Source organism: Fictibacillus sp. S7 (assembly GCF_004127935.1).
Classification (GTDB): Bacteria; Bacillota; Bacilli; order Bacillales; family Fictibacillaceae; genus Fictibacillus_C; species Fictibacillus_C enclensis.
Genome location: NZ_QJKL01000001.1, coordinates 27,551 through 47,355, shown reverse-complemented (window position 1 = coordinate 47,355; position 19,805 = coordinate 27,551). Strand labels below are relative to the sequence as shown.

At 45.7% G+C, this 19,805-nt stretch carries 20 protein-coding genes and 2 other annotated features; of the genes, 5 read left to right on the top strand and 15 right to left on the bottom strand.

Annotated features, from left to right (window positions below; translation table 11 throughout):
- Positions 1-44 precede the first annotated feature (44 nt).
- Positions 45-1,751, bottom strand: coding sequence for a long-chain-fatty-acid--CoA ligase (locus DMO16_RS00220; RefSeq protein ID WP_129474674.1), 1,707 nt, complete (start codon positions 1,749-1,751; stop codon positions 45-47).
- 180 nt (positions 1,752-1,931) lie between these two features.
- Between DMO16_RS00220 and DMO16_RS25305 the strand changes: the two genes are divergently transcribed.
- Positions 1,932-2,099 carry a DUF6254 family protein gene (locus DMO16_RS25305; protein WP_164988823.1) on the top strand — a complete coding sequence of 56 codons (168 nt, stop codon included), beginning with the start codon at positions 1,932-1,934 and terminating at the stop codon, positions 2,097-2,099.
- A 672-nt stretch (positions 2,100-2,771) separates the two neighbouring features.
- Here DMO16_RS25305 and DMO16_RS00215 read toward each other — a convergent pair.
- The 5 genes from DMO16_RS00215 to zapA all read right to left on the bottom strand — a co-directional run bounded on the left by DMO16_RS00215 (position 2,772) and on the right by zapA (position 8,196).
- A complete protein-coding gene (locus DMO16_RS00215) occupies positions 2,772-3,176 on the bottom strand; it encodes a DUF350 domain-containing protein (RefSeq protein ID WP_061972553.1) in 405 nt (134 codons plus the stop codon).
- A gap of 12 nt (positions 3,177-3,188) precedes the next feature.
- Positions 3,189-5,558 carry an endonuclease MutS2 gene (locus DMO16_RS00210; RefSeq protein ID WP_129474672.1) on the bottom strand — a complete coding sequence of 790 codons (2,370 nt, stop codon included), beginning with the start codon at positions 5,556-5,558 and terminating at the stop codon, positions 3,189-3,191.
- A gap of 28 nt (positions 5,559-5,586) precedes the next feature.
- Positions 5,587-7,308, bottom strand: a complete 1,722-nt coding sequence (gene polX / locus DMO16_RS00205) for a DNA polymerase/3'-5' exonuclease PolX (RefSeq protein ID WP_129474669.1) — start codon at positions 7,306-7,308, stop codon at positions 5,587-5,589.
- 66 nt (positions 7,309-7,374) lie between these two features.
- Entirely contained in the window at positions 7,375-7,914 is a 540-nt protein-coding gene (locus DMO16_RS00200) for a CvpA family protein (protein ID WP_061972550.1), read from the bottom strand.
- A complete protein-coding gene (zapA, locus tag DMO16_RS00195) occupies positions 7,915-8,196 on the bottom strand; it encodes a cell division protein ZapA (protein WP_061972549.1) in 282 nt (93 codons plus the stop codon).
- 141 nt (positions 8,197-8,337) lie between these two features.
- On the opposite strand from zapA, the gene rnhC reads away from it, so the two are divergent.
- Complete coding sequence (gene rnhC / locus DMO16_RS00190) at positions 8,338-9,282, top strand: ribonuclease HIII (protein WP_129474667.1); 945 nt, start codon at positions 8,338-8,340, stop codon at positions 9,280-9,282.
- Between the two features lie 56 nt (positions 9,283-9,338).
- Here the strand turns inward: rnhC and pheT are convergent, their stop codons facing one another.
- The 3 genes from pheT to DMO16_RS00175 form a co-directional block, all read right to left on the bottom strand.
- On the bottom strand, positions 9,339-11,768 hold the full coding sequence (gene pheT, locus DMO16_RS00185; protein WP_129474665.1) for a phenylalanine--tRNA ligase subunit beta: 2,430 nt from the start codon (positions 11,766-11,768) through the stop codon (positions 9,339-9,341).
- Positions 11,769-11,781: 13 nt separating this feature from the next.
- The gene (gene pheS, locus DMO16_RS00180) at positions 11,782-12,816 is read right to left on the bottom strand and encodes a phenylalanine--tRNA ligase subunit alpha (protein ID WP_061972546.1); all 1,035 of its coding nucleotides are present in this window, start codon (positions 12,814-12,816) and stop codon (positions 11,782-11,784) included.
- Positions 12,817-12,855: 39 nt separating this feature from the next.
- Positions 12,856-13,095 (bottom strand) — a binding site (T-box leader).
- 71 nt (positions 13,096-13,166) lie between these two features.
- Positions 13,167-13,931, bottom strand: a complete 765-nt coding sequence (locus DMO16_RS00175; RefSeq protein WP_129474663.1) for a TrmH family RNA methyltransferase — start codon at positions 13,929-13,931, stop codon at positions 13,167-13,169.
- A 133-nt stretch (positions 13,932-14,064) separates the two neighbouring features.
- On the opposite strand from DMO16_RS00175, the gene sspI reads away from it, so the two are divergent.
- A complete protein-coding gene (gene sspI / locus DMO16_RS00170) occupies positions 14,065-14,271 on the top strand; it encodes a small acid-soluble spore protein SspI (RefSeq protein ID WP_061972544.1) in 207 nt (68 codons plus the stop codon).
- 34 nt (positions 14,272-14,305) lie between these two features.
- Here the strand turns inward: sspI and DMO16_RS00165 are convergent, their stop codons facing one another.
- On the bottom strand, positions 14,306-14,791 hold the full coding sequence (locus DMO16_RS00165) for a dUTP diphosphatase (protein WP_061972543.1): 486 nt from the start codon (positions 14,789-14,791) through the stop codon (positions 14,306-14,308).
- 99 nt (positions 14,792-14,890) lie between these two features.
- The gene (locus DMO16_RS00160; protein WP_061972542.1) at positions 14,891-15,481 is read right to left on the bottom strand and encodes a TVP38/TMEM64 family protein; all 591 of its coding nucleotides are present in this window, start codon (positions 15,479-15,481) and stop codon (positions 14,891-14,893) included.
- A gap of 158 nt (positions 15,482-15,639) precedes the next feature.
- Between DMO16_RS00160 and DMO16_RS00155 the strand changes: the two genes are divergently transcribed.
- Positions 15,640-16,986 carry a cytochrome ubiquinol oxidase subunit I gene (locus DMO16_RS00155; RefSeq protein ID WP_129474661.1) on the top strand — a complete coding sequence of 449 codons (1,347 nt, stop codon included), beginning with the start codon at positions 15,640-15,642 and terminating at the stop codon, positions 16,984-16,986.
- Positions 16,987-17,006: 20 nt separating this feature from the next.
- Positions 17,007-18,032, top strand: coding sequence for a cytochrome d ubiquinol oxidase subunit II (locus DMO16_RS00150; protein ID WP_061972540.1), 1,026 nt, complete (start codon positions 17,007-17,009; stop codon positions 18,030-18,032).
- A gap of 5 nt (positions 18,033-18,037) precedes the next feature.
- On the opposite strand, the gene DMO16_RS00145 is transcribed toward DMO16_RS00150, so the two are convergent.
- Genes DMO16_RS00145 through infC form a run of 4 tightly spaced genes read right to left on the bottom strand, consistent with a single transcriptional unit; the run spans position 18,038 to position 19,490 of the window.
- Positions 18,038-18,328 carry a DUF1294 domain-containing protein gene (locus DMO16_RS00145; protein ID WP_241840397.1) on the bottom strand — a complete coding sequence of 97 codons (291 nt, stop codon included), beginning with the start codon at positions 18,326-18,328 and terminating at the stop codon, positions 18,038-18,040.
- A 36-nt stretch (positions 18,329-18,364) separates the two neighbouring features.
- A complete protein-coding gene (gene rplT / locus DMO16_RS00140) occupies positions 18,365-18,724 on the bottom strand; it encodes a 50S ribosomal protein L20 (protein WP_061972538.1) in 360 nt (119 codons plus the stop codon).
- A 33-nt stretch (positions 18,725-18,757) separates the two neighbouring features.
- Positions 18,758-18,961 carry a 50S ribosomal protein L35 gene (rpmI, locus tag DMO16_RS00135; protein ID WP_061972537.1) on the bottom strand — a complete coding sequence of 68 codons (204 nt, stop codon included), beginning with the start codon at positions 18,959-18,961 and terminating at the stop codon, positions 18,758-18,760.
- Between the two features lie 25 nt (positions 18,962-18,986).
- Positions 18,987-19,490 (bottom strand): translation initiation factor IF-3, encoded by a 504-nt coding sequence (gene infC, locus DMO16_RS00130; RefSeq protein WP_061972536.1) that lies wholly within the window; start codon positions 19,488-19,490, stop codon positions 18,987-18,989.
- Positions 19,491-19,555: 65 nt separating this feature from the next.
- Positions 19,556-19,678, bottom strand: a sequence feature (ribosomal protein L20 leader region).
- Positions 19,679-19,805 lie beyond the last annotated feature (127 nt).

Genomic DNA, 19,805 nt, shown 5'->3' with positions numbered 1-19,805 from the left:
TCAATTCTTTTGCTAAAAAAACAAGGACCTTTTTAAAAAGGCCCTTAAATCTCTTGTGCTTCCGGTGATTGTGTCTGCCGTTCTTTTGCTTTTTCTTCCTCCAGCAGAACACGCCGCAATATTTTTCCGACCATGGTTTTCGGAAGCTCGGCACGGAATTCATAAATCCTTGGCACTTTAAATGCCGCCATATGTTCGCGGCAAAATTGATTTAACTGCTCTTCTGTACAAGTCATGTTTTCTTTTAACACCACAAATGCTTTTACGGTTTCCCCCCGGTAAGGGTCAGGTACCCCGACCACTACTGCTTCTTTTACCGCTTCGTGCTCGTAAAGCACCTCTTCCACTTCCCGCGGGTAAATATTGTAGCCGCCGGCAATAATGAGATCTTTTTTCCGGTCTACGATATAGAAATATCCATCCTCATCCATATAGCCCATATCCCCGGTCATCAGCCAGCCGTCTTTTAGGACCGCCCCCGTTTCCTCGGGCTGGTTCCAGTACCCCTTCATCACTTGGGGACCGCGCACCATCAACTCGCCGACCTCGCCGACATGTGCCGGCTCATCCCGTTCCGTGGAATAGATGGCGGCTTCCGTATCTGGCCATGGAACACCAATACTGCCTTTTACCTTTTTGCCGTAAATAAAATTGCAATGGGTTACCGGAGAAGCCTCCGTCAGTCCGTAGCCCTCGACAATATTTCCCGATATTACATCCTGAAATTTTTGCTGGACCTCCAATGGAAGAGGAGCAGAGCCGCTGATGCAAGCCTTGATAGAGGAAAGATCATACTTCCCTAAATCAGGGTGGTTCAGCAAGGCAATGTACATGGTCGGTGCTCCGGGAAACAAAGTTGGACGCTGTTTATGAATCGTCTGGAGCACCTGCTTGGCATCAAAACGGGGCAGAATAATCAGCTTTGCCCGAGTCATGATCGCCTGGTTCATGACCACCGTCATGCCATACACATGGAAAAACGGAAGTGCCGCCAGCACGACTTCTTCCCCGACCTGATGTTTATAAATCCAGATGCTGCATTGCTTAGCGTTGACGGCGAGGTTGGAATGCGTAAGCATCACACCCTTTGAGGGCCCTGTCGTTCCGCCTGTATACTGCAGGAGCGCAATATCTTCCTTTGGATCAATTTCCAGGGGAATTCTTGACGTACTGCTGTTGTTCAGCATTTCTTTAAATGCATGAACACTTCCACCATACTGGACATCAACCAAAATATACGGCTTTTGCTTTTTCTGGATAAACGGATAAACCACGTTTTTCGGGAACGGCAAATAGTCCTTAATGCCTGTGACAACCACATGCCTTAGTGAAGTTTCCTCTTTGACCGCCGCTACTCTTGAAAACAACTGGTCCAGACAAACGATCGCCACAGCCCCGCTGTCTTCCAGCTGATGGCTTAGTTCTCTTTCTGTATAAAGAGGATTGGTTTGGACCACAATTCCACCGGCAAGGAGAATTCCGTAGTAGGCAATGACTGCCTGCGGGCAATTGGGCAGCATGATTGCCACCCGGTCCCCCTTCTCTATTCCCAGGGAAACCAATCCGTTGGCGAAGCGGAGCGCACTGTCATGCAGCTCCTGATACGATAATTCTTTTCCTAAAAAATGAAGAGCAGTTTTTTCTGGGTTTATATTAGCTGCTGCTTCCAGGTACGTGAATAAAGGCTTTTCATTGTAGTCAACCTCACTGGGGATTTCGGGTGGATAATGGTTTAGCCATCTTCTTTCCACTTTTATCTCCTCCTTAATTCACGCCTTTCTTTAAAATACTCTCTCATACAATATTATAGTGAAAACGCATTCAATTTAACATATATTTTTAAAATTTAAAAACTTTTTACCACTTTTTTTCGCGGATTGACTGTGTTTCTAGACCGCATACTAACAGTAAAGCGCAAAGGAGGAGAAAAAATGACCCATTCCAAAGCACGAAGAGAAGGGGAACAAAGAGCGGGAAAAGAAACCCAGCACCCCCATGGCAAAATTAAATCACAGCATGAACTCTCAAGCGAAATTGGCATGAAAAACAACAACGAGCTCACCACCCAGCCAGCCGACTATGACGAGATTGAGTATTAGTTGGAAAAGCTGAAGCAGGCGTTTAGAGCCGAAAGACGTTGGAACTCTTGCACAGCAACACGATTTTTGTGTTGAGGTGAGAGAGTGAAACGGCCGAGGCTTTGCCTGCTGAAGCTGGATCAAGAAAAGCTGAACCAGGCGTTCAGAGCCGAAAGACGTTGGAACTCTTGCACAGCAACACGATTTTTGTGTTGAGGTGAGAGAGTGAAACGGCCGAGGCTTTGCCTGCTGAAGCTGGATCAAGAAAAGCTGAACCAGGCGTTCAGAGCCGAAAGACGTTGGAACTCTTGCACAGCAACACGATTTTTGTGTTGAGGTGAGAGAGTGAAACGGCCGAGGCTTTGCCTGCTGAAGCTGGATCAAGAAAAGCTGAAGGGACCGTTTTGGTAGTTCACAGCCAGCAACACGCTTTTGTGTTGAAGGATGCGAGCGAATACCTCCGCCATGACAGACCCAAAAACCTCTATTTACTCAAAAAACCGGCCAAAATCAGGCCGGTTTCTTCTACTTCCGCTATAAAAACAACAAAAAAGCTGCAGCGCATCACAGTGCGCTGCAACCTTTTAAATAGTTACGTAAAAAAAAGCAAATAAACGATGCCGAACAGAATAAAAAGGCCGCTTACTACAAATAAAACTTTCCATAATGTGTCCATCGATGCTTCACTCTCTCCTAGTGGATCCCTGAACCGATAACAAAGGACAATCCGATGGAAATGATCATAGAGATCAGCCCCACTGCCCGGTTATCGTTTTCAATCTCTTCGTCTATATTAAATTTCGGGGTTAGAAATTCAAAGATAAAATACCCTACCAACAGCAGCACAAAGCCGAATAGCCCCCACCCCATCATCTGCGGCAAGGAGTCGTTCTGGGCTATGGAGTATCTAAAGATGTTGGCAATACCAAAAATCTTCCCACCAGTCGCCATGGCAACAGCCACGTTTCCGTTTTTTATTTCCACCCAGTTCTGATACCGGGTAACCAGCTCAAATATTGCAAGGAATATGACGAGAAAAAGGACGACTACACTGTAGTATGCTGCCGTTTGGATAAACGGACTCTGGGATACATCCATCTTAACCTCCGATTATTTTAGTAAAGCGACTGTAATTCCGCTTCCGCCTTCATTGGCTGCCCCCATCCGGGTCGATTTCACATTGGGATGGGACTTAAGAAGCTGCTGAACACCGGAACGAAGTGCACCCGTTCCTTTTCCGTGAATGATGGAAACTTGAGGATATCCTGCGAGCATCGCCTCATCCAGGTATTTATCCACTTCGATCATGGCATCCTCGTAACGCTTGCCCCTAAGATCGAGCTCCGGACGAACCGAGTCATCATTGCCCTGTACTTTGACAAAGGAACGCGGCTCGGACTTTTTCTCTTTCGTTTGCTTGATCGGTTCAAGATCACCGACACCTACATTCATTTTTAAAATACCAATTTGAACCTGATACTCTTTGTCGCTGACTTTGTTAATGATGTGCCCTTTTTGGCCAAAGCTCAGCACCTTGACTTCGTCACCCGGCTTGAAAGAAACGGTCTTAGGCTTGGCAGTACCTGTGGATTTCTTCTTTTTGGAGCGAAGGCTCGGTGTGGCGTTTTCCAGGCGTTTGCGCGCATCGATCAAACGGTGTTCCTTAACATTTCCTGCAGCCTCTTTCTGATATTCGCGAAGTTCTTTAATAACAGTTTCTGCAGTTTGTTTAGCATTGGCGACCGCTTCTTCCGCTTTTCGCTCTGCTTCTTCAAGCAAACGGTCTCGGTCCTGTTCGAGGTGGCGCAGTTCGGCTTCCAGATCCGCTTTAAGCTGTTCCGCTTCCTTCCGGATGGCAATCGCTTTTTCACGTTCTTCCTGGGCACGTTTCTGGTTATCCTCAAGAGAACGAATCATGTTGTCAATCTTGTTATCTTCATCACTGATTTGCGATTTTGCTTCGTCGATAATGGATGGCTTCAGACCAAGTCGCCTTGATATTTCGAACGCGTTGCTTCTGCCGGGTACGCCGATCAAAAGCTTATAGGTCGGCCGCAGTGTCTCCACGTTAAACTCGACACTTGCGTTGATCACCCCGTCACGGTTATACGCATACGCCTTTAGTTCGCTATAGTGAGTTGTTGCGATGACTTTCGCCCCGCGGGCATACACATAATCCAGGATGGAGATCGCCAGGGCTGCTCCTTCCTGTGGATCGGTGCCAGCGCCCAGTTCATCAAATAAAACCAGGCTTTTGAAGTTCACTTGTTTTAAAATGTCGACGATGTTGACCATATGTGAGGAGAACGTACTCAATGACTGTTCAATCGACTGTTCATCCCCGATATCAGCATAAATGGCTTCAAAAACGGTCATTTCGGATTCTTCTTCGGCTGGAATCTGAAGGCCGGACTGGGCCATCAATGACAACAGGCCGATGGTTTTGAGCGTAACGGTCTTACCGCCCGTGTTCGGTCCGGTAATAATCAGCGATTGAAACGCACCGCCAAGCTCCACATCAATGGGAACAACAGTATCCTGGTCGAGCAGTGGATGCCGTCCCTTATGAAGGGAAATGTATTCTCTGTCGTTCATGATCGGTTTTGTTGCTTTTATTTCCCGGCTGTACTGTGCTTTCGTGAAAATAAAGTCAATGTCCGCCAAAATGGCTACATTATGCGCAAGAAGTTCGGCTGATTCCCCAACAAGCACAGACAGCTCTCTCAGGATCTTTTCGATTTCTCTGGCTTCTTTGGCTTTCGCCTCTTTCAGCTGGTTGTTGATCGTAACCACGGCCTGCGGCTCGATAAACAGCGTTGCTCCAGATGCAGACTGGTCATGAACCATTCCGCCAAAATTGCCTCTGTATTCCTGTTTGACTGGGAGCACAAAACGTTCGTTCCGGATGGTGATGATTGCATCAGACAGCATTTTTTGGTAGCTGGAGGAGCGCACCATGCTCTCGAGCTTCTCCCGGACCCTGGATTCAAATGTGCGAAGCTGACCGCGAATCGTGCGAAGAGCTGGGCTCGCGCTGTCCATCACATGGCCGTTATCATCAATACAGGCTTTGATTTCCCGCTCAAGATCGGTAAGGGGTTCAATATCCGCCACCAGGCTATCAAGAATTGGCAGTTCTATTCCGTCTTCCACCATTCCTTCGGTAAACCGCTTGAAGCGTCTTCCGCCATAAATGGTGGTGGAGATATCCAAAAGCTCATCCGTATTCAGCACACCGCCAATCTGGGTACGCTTCAGGCTTGCCCGGATGTCCCGGATTCCCCCGAGTGGGGCCTGCCCTTTCAGACGAAGGACTTTTACGCCTTCATCCGTGCCGTTCTGCCAGTGCTTGATTTCCTCAAAATCAATGGATGGCTGCAGCTGTTCCGCCTTTTGTCGTCCCAGGCTTGAGCTGGCATGCTTTTTTAGCTGTTCAATAATTTTGGTGTATTCTAATACTCTCTGAACACGTTCTTGCAAAATGATTCCTCCTCCTTAGGAGCGTTCGCTATTCCTTATTGTCGTTTCGTTTTAAAAAGGAAGTCAGTTCTTCCAGTGTCATCGTGTTCAATACATTTTCAGGGCGTATATACCCTTTTCTTGCGACAGCGGTACCCACTTCCATAAAATCGAGTGTATCTTTATAATGGGCATCCGTGTTAATGGTAATTTTCACGCCTTTTTCCTGTGCCAGCTTCAGCCATTGCGGAGCTAGATCCAAACGGCTGGGATGGGCATTCAGTTCAAGAGCAGTATTTGTTTCTGCGGCAAGTTCAATCAGCAATTCCACATCCACGTCATAGCCTGGACGGCGTCCGATAATCCGGCCGGTCGGATGGGCAATAATATCCACATGATGGCTGGTTAGCGCTGTTTTCAACCGTTTCATGATCGTTTCCCTGTTTTGGGAAAATGAAGAGTGGATCGATGCAATCACAAGGTCCATCTCAGCCAGCATTTCATCATCATAATCGAGTGAGCCATCCGGAAGAATATCCATTTCTACACCAGCCAGAATTTTAAAATCGGTGTATTTTTCGTTCAAACGGTCAATTTCATGCCGCTGTTTGCGGAGGCGTTCCGGCGTCAGCCCATTGGCGACGACCAGGTACTTTGAATGGTCCGTAATGGCCATGTGTGTATATCCCATGGCCCTCACCGCCTCAGCCATTTCTTCAATGGTGTTGGCGCCGTCGCTCCAGGTGGAGTGCATATGGAGATCGCTTTTTATGTCACTTTCTTGAATGAGCCTTTGCGGTTCACGAAAAAGTTCCAGTTCATTTTCGCCTTCACGGACTTCCGGCGGGATGTATTGAAGGCCAAAGTGAGCATAAAAGTCTTCTTCAGAATCAAACGTCAACATTTCGCCGGTCTCTGAATTCTCTACGCCGTATTCACTAATCTTTTCATTTCGTTCCTTGGCCAGCTGTCTCATCTGCACATTATGCTCCATGGAGCCGGTGAAATGATGCAGCGCTGTGGCAAACTGCTCTTCGGCGACCAAACGGAAATCAACAGAAACCGGGTAATCATATTGGAGCACGACTGATACCTTCGTATCTCCTTTGGCGATGATTCCGGAAACGTCTTCAAGCTCTGTAAGCTTTTCCTTAATAACAGAAGGTTCGGACACGGCAAGAATAAAGTCTAAATCTTTAATGGTTTCACGGCAGCGTCGCAGGCTTCCCGCCCTGGAAAACCGCTCGACGCCATCGATTTGTGAAAGTTGCTTTTCTATTTTTTCGGCCACGGACAGCATGTAAGCAATGGGCAAACGGTCCGGACGCTTTCCAAGCTCTTCAATGGCCGCAAGAATTTTCTCCTCTGTTTTTGTTCCAAATCCGGCAAGGCCCCTGACTTTTTCCTGTTCACAGGCCTCTTTTAAACTATCAATATCCGTAACACCGAGTTCCTGATAAAGCTTTGATATTTTTTTGCCGCCAAGACCCTGAATTTTGAGCATGGTTAACAGGCCGGAAGGAAGCGTTGCCTGCAATTCTTCAAGTAAAGATGACCTTCCTGTTTCCATAAGTTCCGTGATTACGGAAGCGGTTCCTTTTCCAATCCCTTTTAATTTAGAAGGATCCTCAATCTGCTCCATGTTCCGGTCGTCTGTCTCCAGAGCCTGGGCTGCTTTTCTGTACGCTGAGGTTTTAAATGAGTTTTCCCCTTTGATTTCCATATAAACGGCTATTACTTCCAGCACATTAACAACTTCTTTTTTGTTCATCGGGAATTCCCTCCTTCAATTTGATCGACTCGTACGGTAAAAAAACTTCTCTGCTTGAGAGAAGTTTTATGCCATGTTTTTGCTCCACAAATCTTTTATCGTATCCGAGAAGACCGGGGTGTTTTTTACCATGCTCTGTCCGATGAAGGAATCCTGAAATGCGGTATGAATGGAACCCGATGGTACAAGGGAAGCCACATAAAGCAACAGAAATAAAATCAGGTAGACTTCAACAAATCCGAGAACGCCTCCAAGCCAGCGGTTCACGGTACGGAGCAGCGGCAATTCTGCAATGAAGCTGAGCATGTTGCCGACAATCTGAAGCAATATTTTGGTTGCAAAGAAAAGGAGCGCAAAGGCAATCGCCCGGTAATAAACGTCCTCGAGTGATATGCTGTTCAGGATGGATGACATTGGACTGTCATTTCCAACCGATGGATATGGAATCCAAAGTTTCAGATGCGGTGCCAGATCATCAAAGTACAGATACGCCACCACATATGCGGCAATAAAACCGACGAGGTGGACAACCTGCATGACAAGCCCGCGCTTCAGGCCGATAAAGAACCCTGCAATCAAAAGAACAATCAATATTAAATCTAACATTTATCTATCCTCTTTCCTAATCTGCTGTTGCAATTTTTCCAGCTCTTCTTTAGTCTTTAAGTATTCGTTCATGATGTTAACTGCAGTAAGGACGGCAAGCTGTTTCGTATCGAGCACAGCGTTATATTGCTGGATGTCCCTCATTTTTTCGTCAACCATTGCAGCGACTGAACGAATGTGGCTGGAAGTCTCAGTACCCATTACTGTATATTTTTGACCAAAGATCTCAACGATGGTCCGTTCTCTCATGTTTTCTTCCGCCACAAAATTACCTCCATTCATAGCTCACTTTCTTATAAAAGGATGAAACTCTATTCATTATCTTAACAGAAAGCGAACACTTATGAAAATATTTGTTGTATCATCTGTTAACATTAAAGCAAAATTTTGTAAAACAAATTTTAGTGAAAAGGAAAATAAAAAATGGCGAACACCGTATTGCAAGCAACTACACAGGAAATCCAGAAGATGAAAGAAGCCTACAAAGCATTCATTCCGGCCGCCTCACCGCCTGGCAGCATTTTTACCGCAAAGCCGCCGGGATGCACAATAACTGCCTATAAATCTGGAAAGGTATTATTTCAAGGAAAGAATGCGGAAGCGGAAGCCCTAAAATGGAACATCAAACCTGCTCCCTCAGGAAGCAAACCAAAGAAGGACAAACCAGCCCATGCCTACGCTCCTCCCGAAAATGTTGGCTCTTTATCCCTGATTGGCAGTGATGAAGTCGGAACCGGAGATTTTTTCGGCCCGATCACCGTGGTTGCATCGTATGTGCCGGAATCCAAGCTGGAACTCCTCAGGGAGCTCGGGGTCAAAGATTCAAAGTTTTTGAATGATCTCCAGATCGTTTCCATTGCCAAAGATCTCTTGCATACCATTCCCTATAGCCTGCTGGTGCTGAACAACCGAAAATATAACGAGTTGCAGGCCAAGGGAATGAGCCAGGGAAAAATGAAAGCTCTTTTGCATAATAAAGCGCTTCTTCATATGCTGGAAAAAACGAAGAATGAAAAAGTGGACGGTATCCTGGTGGATCAATTCTGTGAACCGGGCGTCTACTTCAACTACCTGTCACGGCAATCCTCGGTGGTAAAGGATCAATTGTACTTTGCCACCAAAGGCGAATCCCTGCATCTTTCAGTGGCAGCGTCCTCCATTCTCGCACGCTATGCTTTTATAAACGAAATGGATAAAATCAGTGCCAAAACAGGAATCGAAATTCCAAAGGGCGCGGGCAGCAAAGTGGATGTCAAGGCCGCCGAATTGATTCGCAAACATGGCCCGGATTTCTTGAACGATATCGCCAAGATTCATTTTGCCAACACGAAAAAGGCGATGAATCTGGCACACGGAAAGCGCAACTAGTCTCATTATACGAAAAAACCCGCTGTCTGGTTTCAGACAGCGGGTTTTTTGCAGCATTATTTACGCAATGAGGCACCAAATCGCTCTTCCAGGCTGCGCAGGATATTTTCATGAGCTTTCGTTACTTCTTCATCTGTTAACGTTCGTTCAGGATCGTAGTATTTAAGCGAGAACGCCAACGATTTCTTTCCTTCTTCCATCCGTTCTCCTTCATACAAATCAAACAGGCTGCTTTCCTTCAGCAACTCTCCTCCAGCTTCATGGATGACCGTGTTCAAATCGCCTGCCGGCAGATTTTGATCAACCACTACGGCAATATCCCGAGTGATGGAAGGGAAACGAGGAAGAGTTTGATAAACGGTCGGTTCGACACTTGCCCCAAGGAGCTGGTCAAGATCCAATTCAAACACATAGCTTTCATTCAAATCCCATTCCTTCTGGGTTCCAGGATGAATCTGCCCGATGAATCCAACGACAATGCTGTCGAGTTTCACTACGGCTGTACGGCCGGGATGCATGCCAGGAAGGCTCTCAATCTCAAATGTAATTCTGCTGTGCAAGCCAAGCTCTTTAAACAGCCCTTCAAGAATTCCCTTCACAACAAAGAAATCAATTTTCTTCTTCTCACCCTGCCAAGGATGAATACTCCATAACCCGGTCAAAGCCCCGGAAAGATACGTTTTCTCTTCCGGCAAAACGGACAGGGATTGCTCATGGGCAAAAAATACCGAACTGATTTCAAAGATTCCCACATCATCAATCGAACGGTGATGATTATGCTTTAACACTTCGAGAAGCTGAGGGATCAGCGTGCTTCTGAGCGTACTGCGCTCTTCACTCATCGGGTGAGAAACCTTGATGCTGTGCACGTTTTCCTGTTCCTCTGAAAACGTAAAGGCATTGGATTTTTCAGTCGTTGTGAGCGCATAGGTGACAGCCTGATACAAACCGGTTCCTTCCATATAGCGCATCACTTTCCGTCGTGCGGCCTGATATGGTGTAAGCCCGCCAGGACGCCCTTCGCTTAACAGGTAGGTGGTTGGAATTCGGTCATATCCATAAATTCGTCCGACCTCTTCCACAAGATCGGCATCAATCGTGATATCTGGTCTTCTCGTTGGAACTGTAACGATATAGTTTTCACCCTGAACGTCAAATTCAAAGCGAAGACGCTTTAAAATATCGCTGATCTGTTCACCTTCGATCTCGGTTCCGAGCAAGGTGTTAATCCGCGTTTGCGTCACTTCAGCTTTTCCTTCAGAAACCAAACGCTCTCCGGCTTCAACGACTCCTTGTGCCACTTCACCGCCTGCGTATTGGGCCATGAGAGAAGCTGCACGGTATGCCGCATCATATACACGGTTTCGGTCGATTCCTTTTTCATAGCGAGAGCTGGCTTCACTTCTCAGCCCAAGATCCTTGGAAGCCGCTCTTACACGGATGCCTTCAAAATAGGCAGCTTCCAGCAATACGGTTGTTGTGTCATCCTGCACCTCGGATGTGGCACCACCCATAACACCGGCAACAGCCACAGGCTCTTTACCATTGGTGATCACCAGGTGATTGGTGCCCAGCTTTCTCTTGGCATTATCAAGGGTAACCATCTCCTCACCGTCTTTTGCACGGCGGACAAGAATCTCCTTGGATCCAAGCCGGTCATAGTCAAATGCATGAAGCGGCTGGCCATACTCCAGCAACACGTAATTTGTAATATCCACCACGTTATTGATGGGACGAATTCCTGCTGCAATCAGGCGGTTTTGCATCCATAACGGCGAGGGAGCGATTGTGATATTCTTGATGATCATGGCACCGTAATACGGATTGTCTTCTTTTGCATCGACCGCAACGGATACATAGTCAGATGCTTTCTCTCCCGACGCTTCCACCTGGACTTCAGGAAGGCGAAGTTCTTCATTTAAGATAGCAGCTACTTCATAAGCGACTCCAAGCATATTCAGGCAGTCTGCACGGTTAGGCGTTAATCCAAGTTCCAGAACATAATCATCAAGATTCAGGTACGCCAATGCATCGCTTCCGATTTCCGCGTCGGATGGCATAACAAAGATCCCGCTGGAATATTCCTTTGGCACAAGTTTACCTTCAACGCCCAATTCAGTGAGAGAGCAGATCATTCCATTGGAGGCTTCTCCACGCAGCTTCGCTTTTTTTATTTTGAAGTTCCCAGGAAGTACTGCTCCCACTTTTGCGACCGGAACTTTCTGGCCGGCTGCCACGTTCGGTGCCCCGCATACGATTTGAACCGGTTCTTCTTCACCGAGGTCAACTTTACATACCCGCAATTTGTCCGCGTTTGGATGCTGTACGCATTCCAGCACGTGGCCAACCACTACACCGGTAATCCCTTTATTGAGGGATTCAACGATTTCTACTTCAATTCCGCTTTTTGTTATTTTATCAGCAAGCTCAGCTGCTGAAAGATCAAGGTCTACATAGTCTTTTAGCCAATTATAAGAAACTAACACAGCATTCCCCTCCTTATGCCTTTTTAAATTGTTTTAAGAAACGAAGATCATTTGTGTAAAAATGACGGATATCATCAATCCCATATTTCAGCATGGCAATACGCTCAGGACCCATGCCGAATGCAAATCCAGTATATTTTTTCGAATCAAAGCCTGCCATTTCAAGTACGTTCGGATGAACCATGCCTGCTCCAAGAATTTCAATCCAGCCTGTATGCTTACAGATGGAGCAGCCTTTTCCTCCGCATTTAAAACAGGAGATGTCCATTTCCACAGACGGTTCTGTAAACGGGAAGAAACTTGGACGTAAACGGATTTTGCGTTCTTCTCCGAACATTTTTTTCGCGAAGGTCTCCAAGACGCCCTTCAAGTCACTCAAGCGGACATTTTCATCAACAACCAGACCCTCGATCTGCATGAACTGATGGGAGTGTGTCGCATCATCATCGTCCCTGCGGTACACTTTACCGGGCGATATGATCTTAACCGGGCCTCTGCCGTGATGCTTTTCCATTGTTCTCGCCTGAACCGGTGAGGTTTGAGTTCGAAGCAGAATGTCCTCCGTGATAAAGAATGAGTCCTGCATGTCGCGTGCCGGATGGTCTTTCGGAAGGTTTAACGCTTCGAAATTATAATAATCCGTTTCCACCTCGGGTCCTTCAGCCACAGTAAAGCCCATCGTTAAGAAAAGGTCTTCAATTTCTTCAATAACTGCAGTTAACGGATGAGCGTTTCCTTTTCGGACCGGGCGTCCCGGAAGCGTGACATCAATGGATTCTTTTTTCAGCTTTTCTTCAATTACCGCTTGTTCCAGTTCGCTGATTTTTAATTCCAGCGCAGATGTGATGGCGTCTCGGACCTCGTTGGCATAAGCCCCTACGACCGGGCGCTCTTCGGGTGAAAGCTTGCCCATTCCTTTCAATACTTCAGTAATCGGGCCCTTCTTACCCAAATAGGATACTTTAATATCCTGCAATGCTTTTAAATCACTTGCCTGCTGAATTTTCAGCAGTGCTTCTTCTTTTAGTGCTTGTAATCGGTCCTGCATTTTTTCGGCCTCCTTTTGAAAATAAAAAAACCCCGTCCGAAAAGGGACGAGGATTCGCGGTACCACCCAAATTAATCAAGAGAAAAAGGCAAAGCGCCTCTTGTTCTTGTTCACTTCATTTCCATAACGGACTGGATCCGGTTCACCCTACTGACAATTCGTTCAGGCGACTGCTCAGGAGCGAATTCGATAAATTCAACCGTAGAAACACTTTCAGTCAAGATGCTTCCTCCCTTTACCGGCGAGCTTTTATGTACTACTCTCCATCATTGCATTTGGTTCATGCAGTTGTCTTCTTATTATAGTGGAACATTGAGGGCTGTGCAATTGAAATTACGTTTTCCATTCAATTATTGCCGGTTTCTCATGAGTTCATACAGCATGATTCCTGCGGCCACAGCCACGTTTAACGATTCAGCATTCCCAAACATGGGGATGTACACCAATTCGTCTGCCCCCTCTATGCTTTCAAGACGGACACCGCTGCCTTCGTTCCCGACCACAAGAGCGAACGATCCGGATGACTGTACCTCCTGAAGCGGTTTTGCCCCTTTCAGTGCAGACACAAACACTGGAACACCTGCCGTTTTGCAATCCGCGATCCATTCGTCCAGACTTCCTTTTACCACCGGCACATGAAACAGTGACCCTTGAGTGGACCGGAGCACTTTGCTGTTATATACATCAACGGTGCCTTCTCCCAGAATAACACCATCTATACCCTGTGCGTCTGCAGTCCTGATGATAGTTCCAAGGTTGCCCGGGTCCTGTACTCCGTCAATCAAAAGATACTTCCCATCTGGTCTCGCTTTTAGAGGCTGTTCATTCATCCGGCAAACCGCCAACACCCCTTGGGGATGCTCGGTGTCACTTAGCATTTTCATGATTTTCTTCGGCACCACCCATGGGTCCAGAGCAGATACATCCCAACTTTCGGGAAGGATATACGATTCTTCCACAATCAAATGGGCAATGGGAACATGATGACGAAGTGCTTCTTCAATCAAATGAGGGCCGTCTATGATAAATTGGCCCGATTTGTCCCGCTCCTTTTTCGTATAGAGCTTTTTCCATTGTTTAACCGATGCATTTTGTTCGGATTCAATCCGTTTCATTCCTCAACCATCCTTTATCACGTTCAACTTTTTTTATTATATCTTCAAAATGATACATAATCCATGAGCTCTTAATAAAAACTAGGAAATAGCAAAAACTTAAATGAACTAAATTGATCCTGAGGTGATAAATATGGATATCGATATCCGTAAGGCAGTTCTTGCAAATGTTTCCGGCAACAATAAAGACCAGCTCGAAAGCACGATTGTGGATGCCATCCAGAGCGGTGAGGAAAAAATGCTGCCAGGGCTTGGCGTATTATTCGAGGTCATCTGGAAAGAATCAGACCACCAGAAAAAAGAAGAATTGCTGTCCACGCTATCAAGCGGCTTAAAATAAACAACATCCCGGGAAATCTCCCGGGATGTTGTTTTTAATAGCCTTCATCCTGCCGTTGATGGTTAATTTGGTTTTTATCCTTGTATCCTTCAATAACCGTTTCTTCCGAAAAACCAAGCAGATCTCCCAGCCCGACGAATTCGGAAAAAAGCGACCGGAACAACGAGATATCTTTTTTCTTCTGAAGCTCTCCAATGTGTTGATAGAGTGACAAAAACTGATCGGTGAGATTATCCCTTTGTAGGGATTCAGCATCATCCATATCCTTTATGCCAAGATCAAGGCCGACAGAAAGAAGAAAATGAAGCCCGTCAACATACTCCTCGAGAATTACTTCAAAGGAGGAAGGAGGCTTTAAGCTCCAGTACTTAAAACAACGCGTTTCGTTTGCCAGCTCCCCCAGTTCAACAAGCAGAGCCAGCAGCCGTTTTTCATAAAGATCCTCATTATGTAACTGATGCTCGTCCACAATTCGCGCATTCAGTGTTTCCTGCATTTCAAATAGTTCTTTAAAACTCACTTGATCCCCTCCTATCGACCCATTATAGCAATCGTTCCTGCCAAATCACAAGGAAGCAAAATACCCGGCAGCCATGCTACCGGGACCCAAGCCTATCCATTATGCGCTTTTGGCATTTGATTTTTCTTTTTCGAAAAACTCTTCCCATTTTATGACCCATTCTTTTTTTCGGAGAAGATGGAATAAAACGAGCATGACAGCGGCAATTCCCATGCCCCATACAACAGAAATTTTAAAAATGTAATGCCCAAAGGTGGAATACATAAAAGCCAGAGGAACATTGGACACCGCACTCGCTTTTGTATACTCTTTAAAGCTCTTTGTTATTTCCAGAATCAACAGAGACAGCAGTTGAAAGTGAATGAAAGGCACGAGTTTCAAAATGGCGATCTGTCCAATCGAAAACGGCATGCGTTTCCCCACAACTTTGCGCTTGATCTTCAGGAATCGATTCAGCGTATTCGGCATTTTTTTCAGAAGGCCATAAAACAGCACACTGGACAAGGTAATGCCAATGATCGAATACAGTGTTCCGTACACGGAACCAAACAGAACACCTCCTGCCATACAGATCAAACCAACGGGAAGAAAAAGAAATTGTCTCATCAGATGAAGAAGAATAAAAAAGAGCGGAGCAAAAATACCGGCAAACTTCAGGATATCCAGAATCTCTGTAAGCTCATGCTGCATGATCCAACCCTCCTTATCGCCATCATATGACATAAGACGAGCTGTTATTCTTCGCAATTTCAGAGACCATGAATATTTCGATTTGGTTTATGACAGGTTAACAATAGAAAAGTTGGATTTCTTTAACAATGCGCCAATGAATGAGGAGTGGATGAAAAATGGATACGGTTGTACTTGCCCGGGCTTTCTTTGGAACCTCCCTGGCCTTTCATATTATATTTGCAACGCTCGGAGTGGGAATTCCCTTGATGATTGTCATCGCTGAAATTCTTCACCAAGTAAAAAACGACAATGATTATGCCATTATGGCCAAACGCTGGACAAAGGCTTTCGCTGTATTGCTTGGTGTTGCCATTCCATCCGGAACCATCGTAGGCGTCCAGTTGTCCTTACTGTGGCCCGGTTTCATGGAAATTGTGGGAAAGGTGATCTCCCTTCCCTTTCAGATCGAACTGTTTGCCTTTTTTATTGAAGCACTGTTCATGTCGATTTACGTTTATGCAGCGGACCGCTTGCCCAAGTTCTTTCGCATCATTTCTGTCATTCTCGTTGCGTTTGGTGCCGTAGCTTCAGCTATTTTAATCACGGCGGTCAACACTTGGATGAATACACCCGATGGATTCAAAATCGCAAAGGACGGGACCATTTTTGATGTGAATCCCTGGGATGCATTCTTTAATCCCAGCTTCATTTCTTCTGCCTTTCACGTATCGGTGACAGCCTATATGACAGGCGCATTTGCCGTCGCATCGGTCGGGGCCTATAAGCTCTTGAGAGGAAAGCTATCAAAAAATGAATCCGTGTACCATAAAAAAGGCTTTTTACTGGCGATGATTGTGGGATTGGTGTTTTCACTGGTTTCCAGCTTCTCCGGGCATCACTCCGCGCAAATTTTACACGAGCACTCACCCGAAAAACTGGCTGCGGCAGAAGGACTATTTGAAACCCAGCGGTATGCCCCTCTTGCGATCGGCGGATTTACAGATCCAAAAACAGAGGAAGTCAAATATGGAATCGAAATCCCCTGGATGCTGAGCTGGCTGGCAGCGGGAAAATTTGATACGAAGGTAAAAGGGCTATATGAATTTCCACGGGAAACCTGGCCGCCATTTTATGTACATACCCTGTTCAATGTCATGGTGGGAATTGGTTTTCTGTTGCTTGGATTGGCTGCTGTTGCTTTATTTTTCTGGTGGTATTACGGCAAAAGAAAGAAGAGGCCCTATCCAAGATGGCTTTTGTTTCTTTTAATTTTTTCAGGTCCGCTGTCCATGCTCGGTATTGAATTTGGATGGATCTTCAGCTGCAGCGGCAGGCAGCCTTGGACCATCTACAGAGTTCAGACGACCGCTGAAGCTGCCACTCAATCCCAGAACCTGGCCCCGCTTTTTTTATTGTTCATTGGCCTTTATGTGATGCTTGGCGTACTGACCATACTGATTCTTACAAGTTATTTCAAACGGAATCCTGTTTCCAAGGAATTTGAAAAATACTCCGGCTATTAACCGAAGAAAGAGGGATCACTATGAACGAAGAAGTCATTGCCATCCTCGTATTATGGACCTTTATATTCATCTACAGCATCTTCGGGTCCATCGATTTTGGATCAGGTTTTTGGGCCATGGTTTATCATGAGCACCGGACATCCGCGGGGAAAATTGCCAACCGGTTTCTTTCTCCTACATGGGAAATTACAAATGTGTTTCTCGTTTTGCTGGTCGTGGCCTTTGTCGGCTTTTTTCCAAAAGGAGCATTTACGCTGGGAACCGTGCTTCTTATTCCCGTCTCGCTGATCTTGTTTTTGCTGGCGATCCGCAGTGCATTCATGGTGTTCTCCTATTCGGTGCAAGGCTATCGAAAAACCATGTTCTTTATATCAGGAATCTGCGGTGTCTTAATCCCCGCACTGCTGATTACAGTTCTCCCCGTCAGCCAGGGTGGATATATTTCGGGATTTAACGGCAGAGATGTTCTCCTGATCGGGAAGCTGTTTACCAGTCCATCCCTCTATATGTATATTTTATTCGGGTTAACCTCTGAATTGTTTCTCTCCTCTCTTTTCCTTGCTGACTATTCCAAAGTATCCAAGCAGGAAGGAGCGTACAGGCTCTACAGAGGAAATGCACTGCTGCTTGGACCGTTGACGCTTATTGCCGCCATGGTTACATTAATGGTCCTACAGCCGGAAGCCAACTGGCTGATTGACAATTTGTACGACCAGCGTATGTGGTTTATTTTGTCTTTCCTTGCCTTTCTTGTTGGCTACGGTTGCTTGTGGTTGAAAAACAGCGAAATGGATACCGCCGGAAAGCCGAGGCTTGCACTTCTGGCCATAGTTGCACAGTATGGTTTTGCAAGCTATGGTTATGGAATGGCACACCTGCCCTATATTGTCTATCCCGGACTTACGATTTATGATGCCTTTACAGCTAAGGAAACCTTCTACTCTCTTATGATTATGTATGCTGTCGGACTTGCCATCCTCACACCTGGCTTTTATGTGTTCTGGAGATTGTTCTTAAAAGACAAGCGCTACCTCCAGCAGGAGTAGCGCTCTCATCCGATCAAATATTTTGCCACAATAAATACGTCAACCAGCACGAGCAGAGGGACACCGATCTGGAAGCTCGTGTGTTTTGTTTTATGGCGAAACTGAATCATGCCTGCCCAGATGCCCGCCGCTCCACCGATGATGGCAAACAGCCACAGGCGCTTTTCAGGAGTGCGCCACTTTCTCGCTTTTGCCGCTTCTTTATCATGATGCATCAGCCAGAAAGCGAGCACATTGACCACTATCAAGTAAATATAAATCATGGAATAAATCCTTTCTGTTACAGCAAAAGCCATTTTCTAGGTTTAGAAAATGGCTTTTGGGTGCTTAACTTATGCGTTTAGGCTGTCTTTTGCTTTAGAAGCAAGTTCAGCGAATGCTTTTTCGTCTGTAACTGCGATTTCTGCAAGCATTTTACGGTTGATATCGATGCCTGCAACTTTAAGACCGTGCATTAAACGGCTGTAAGAAAGACCGTTTGTACGAGCTGCCGCGTTGATACGAGTGATCCAAAGTTTACGGAAATCACGTTTCTTTTGACGGCGGTCGCGGTATGCATACATAAGAGATTTGAAAACTTGCTGTTGAGCAACTTTAAATAACTTATGTTTGGATCCGAAATAACCTTTAGCTAATTTTAATACTTTTTTACGACGACGACGTGACACATAGCCACCTTTTACTCTTGGCATTTTAAAACCCTCCTAGATATATACGATCAGTTATTATTTTTTTTTGTAAGTCAATAGTGTACGGATACGTTTGTAGTCTCCGCTTGTAACAATCTTCGCTTTACGAAGTTTACGTTTCGCTTTTGTAGATTTGTTAGCGAATAAGTGGCTTGTGTACGCGCGTCCACGCTTAAGTTTACCTGTTCCAGTCTTTCTGAAGCGCTTTGCAGCACCTCTATGTGTTTTCATTTTAGGCATGATTGGATTCCTCCCTGGTAAGTAATTATTTTTCGGTTGTTGGTGCTAAAATGAGGAACATGCTTCGGCCTTCCATTTTAGGTCGGACTTCAATCGTAGCAACGTCTTCACATTCTTTAGCAAGTTTTTCAAGCACAGTTTTACCGATAGAGGAATGCGTAATCGCACGGCCCCTGAAACGAATGCTTGCCTTCACTTTATCGCCTTTTTCAAGGAACTTACGCGCATTTTTCAGCTTCGTATTAAAATCATGCTCCTCAATCGTTGGGCTCAAGCGAATTTCTTTGGTCGTAACAATCTTTTGATTCTTACGGGCTTCTCTTTCTTTCTTCTGCTGTTCAAACTTAAACTTGCCATAGTCCATAATTCGGCATACTGGCGGTTTTGCAGTTGGAGCAACAAGCACAAGATCAAGATTAGCGTTTGCCGCAATATCAAGAGCTTCATGACGTGTTTTAATCCCTAGCTGGCTGCCATCAGCCCCGATAAGTCTTACTTCACGAGCACGGATGCCCTCATTGACAGACATGTCCTTACTAATAGTAAGTCACCTCCAAGAATTTGTGTGAGTCAGTTCCACTCAGCGTTTTGTAAACAAATAAAAAAGCGTCGGCGCATACTGCACCCACACTACCTCAATCATCTCTGAAAGTTCGGTTGACCAGCCAACTGCATTTGCGTTGAACAGGTGAGAAGCGGGTGCTTCTGCTTTGTTTCGAAACTCAACTATTTAATTACCTAAGTTAATATACCATTGACAAGCACCACTTGTCAACTGACGATCTTGTTTTTAACAACAAAAATTATTTTACAGCATATCGGAGAGTTTGGCAAGGAGTATCTT

What these genes read in the sequence shown, in the direction of transcription:
- DMO16_RS00160 (WP_061972542.1), bottom strand. Translation starts at nt 15,481, where the DNA reads ATGCAGCATGAGCTTACAGAGATTCTGGATATCCTGAAGTTTGCCGGT.
- DMO16_RS00145 (WP_241840397.1), bottom strand. Translation starts at nt 18,328, where the DNA reads ATGGCTTTTGCTGTAACAGAAAGGATTTATTCCATGATTTATATTTAC.
- rpmI (WP_061972537.1), bottom strand. Translation starts at nt 18,961, where the DNA reads ATGCCTAAAATGAAAACACATAGAGGTGCTGCAAAGCGCTTCAGAAAG.
- DMO16_RS00200 (WP_061972550.1), bottom strand. Translation starts at nt 7,914, where the DNA reads ATGTTAGATTTAATATTGATTGTTCTTTTGATTGCAGGGTTCTTTATC.
- pheS (WP_061972546.1), bottom strand. Translation starts at nt 12,816, where the DNA reads ATGCAGGACCGATTACAAGCACTAAAAGAAGAAGCACTGCTGAAAATT.
- infC (WP_061972536.1), bottom strand. Translation starts at nt 19,490, where the DNA reads ATGTCTGTCAATGAGGGCATCCGTGCTCGTGAAGTAAGACTTATCGGG.
- zapA (WP_061972549.1), bottom strand. Translation starts at nt 8,196, where the DNA reads ATGAATGGAGGTAATTTTGTGGCGGAAGAAAACATGAGAGAACGGACC.
- rnhC (WP_129474667.1), top strand. Translation starts at nt 8,338, where the DNA reads ATGGCGAACACCGTATTGCAAGCAACTACACAGGAAATCCAGAAGATG.
- DMO16_RS25305 (WP_164988823.1), top strand. Translation starts at nt 1,932, where the DNA reads ATGACCCATTCCAAAGCACGAAGAGAAGGGGAACAAAGAGCGGGAAAA.
- DMO16_RS00150 (WP_061972540.1), top strand. Translation starts at nt 17,007, where the DNA reads ATGAACGAAGAAGTCATTGCCATCCTCGTATTATGGACCTTTATATTC.
- DMO16_RS00155 (WP_129474661.1), top strand. Translation starts at nt 15,640, where the DNA reads ATGGATACGGTTGTACTTGCCCGGGCTTTCTTTGGAACCTCCCTGGCC.
- DMO16_RS00175 (WP_129474663.1), bottom strand. Translation starts at nt 13,931, where the DNA reads ATGAAACGGATTGAATCCGAACAAAATGCATCGGTTAAACAATGGAAA.
- DMO16_RS00215 (WP_061972553.1), bottom strand. Translation starts at nt 3,176, where the DNA reads ATGGATGTATCCCAGAGTCCGTTTATCCAAACGGCAGCATACTACAGT.
- sspI (WP_061972544.1), top strand. Translation starts at nt 14,065, where the DNA reads ATGGATATCGATATCCGTAAGGCAGTTCTTGCAAATGTTTCCGGCAAC.
- polX (WP_129474669.1), bottom strand. Translation starts at nt 7,308, where the DNA reads ATGAACAAAAAAGAAGTTGTTAATGTGCTGGAAGTAATAGCCGTTTAT.
- rplT (WP_061972538.1), bottom strand. Translation starts at nt 18,724, where the DNA reads ATGCCAAGAGTAAAAGGTGGCTATGTGTCACGTCGTCGTCGTAAAAAA.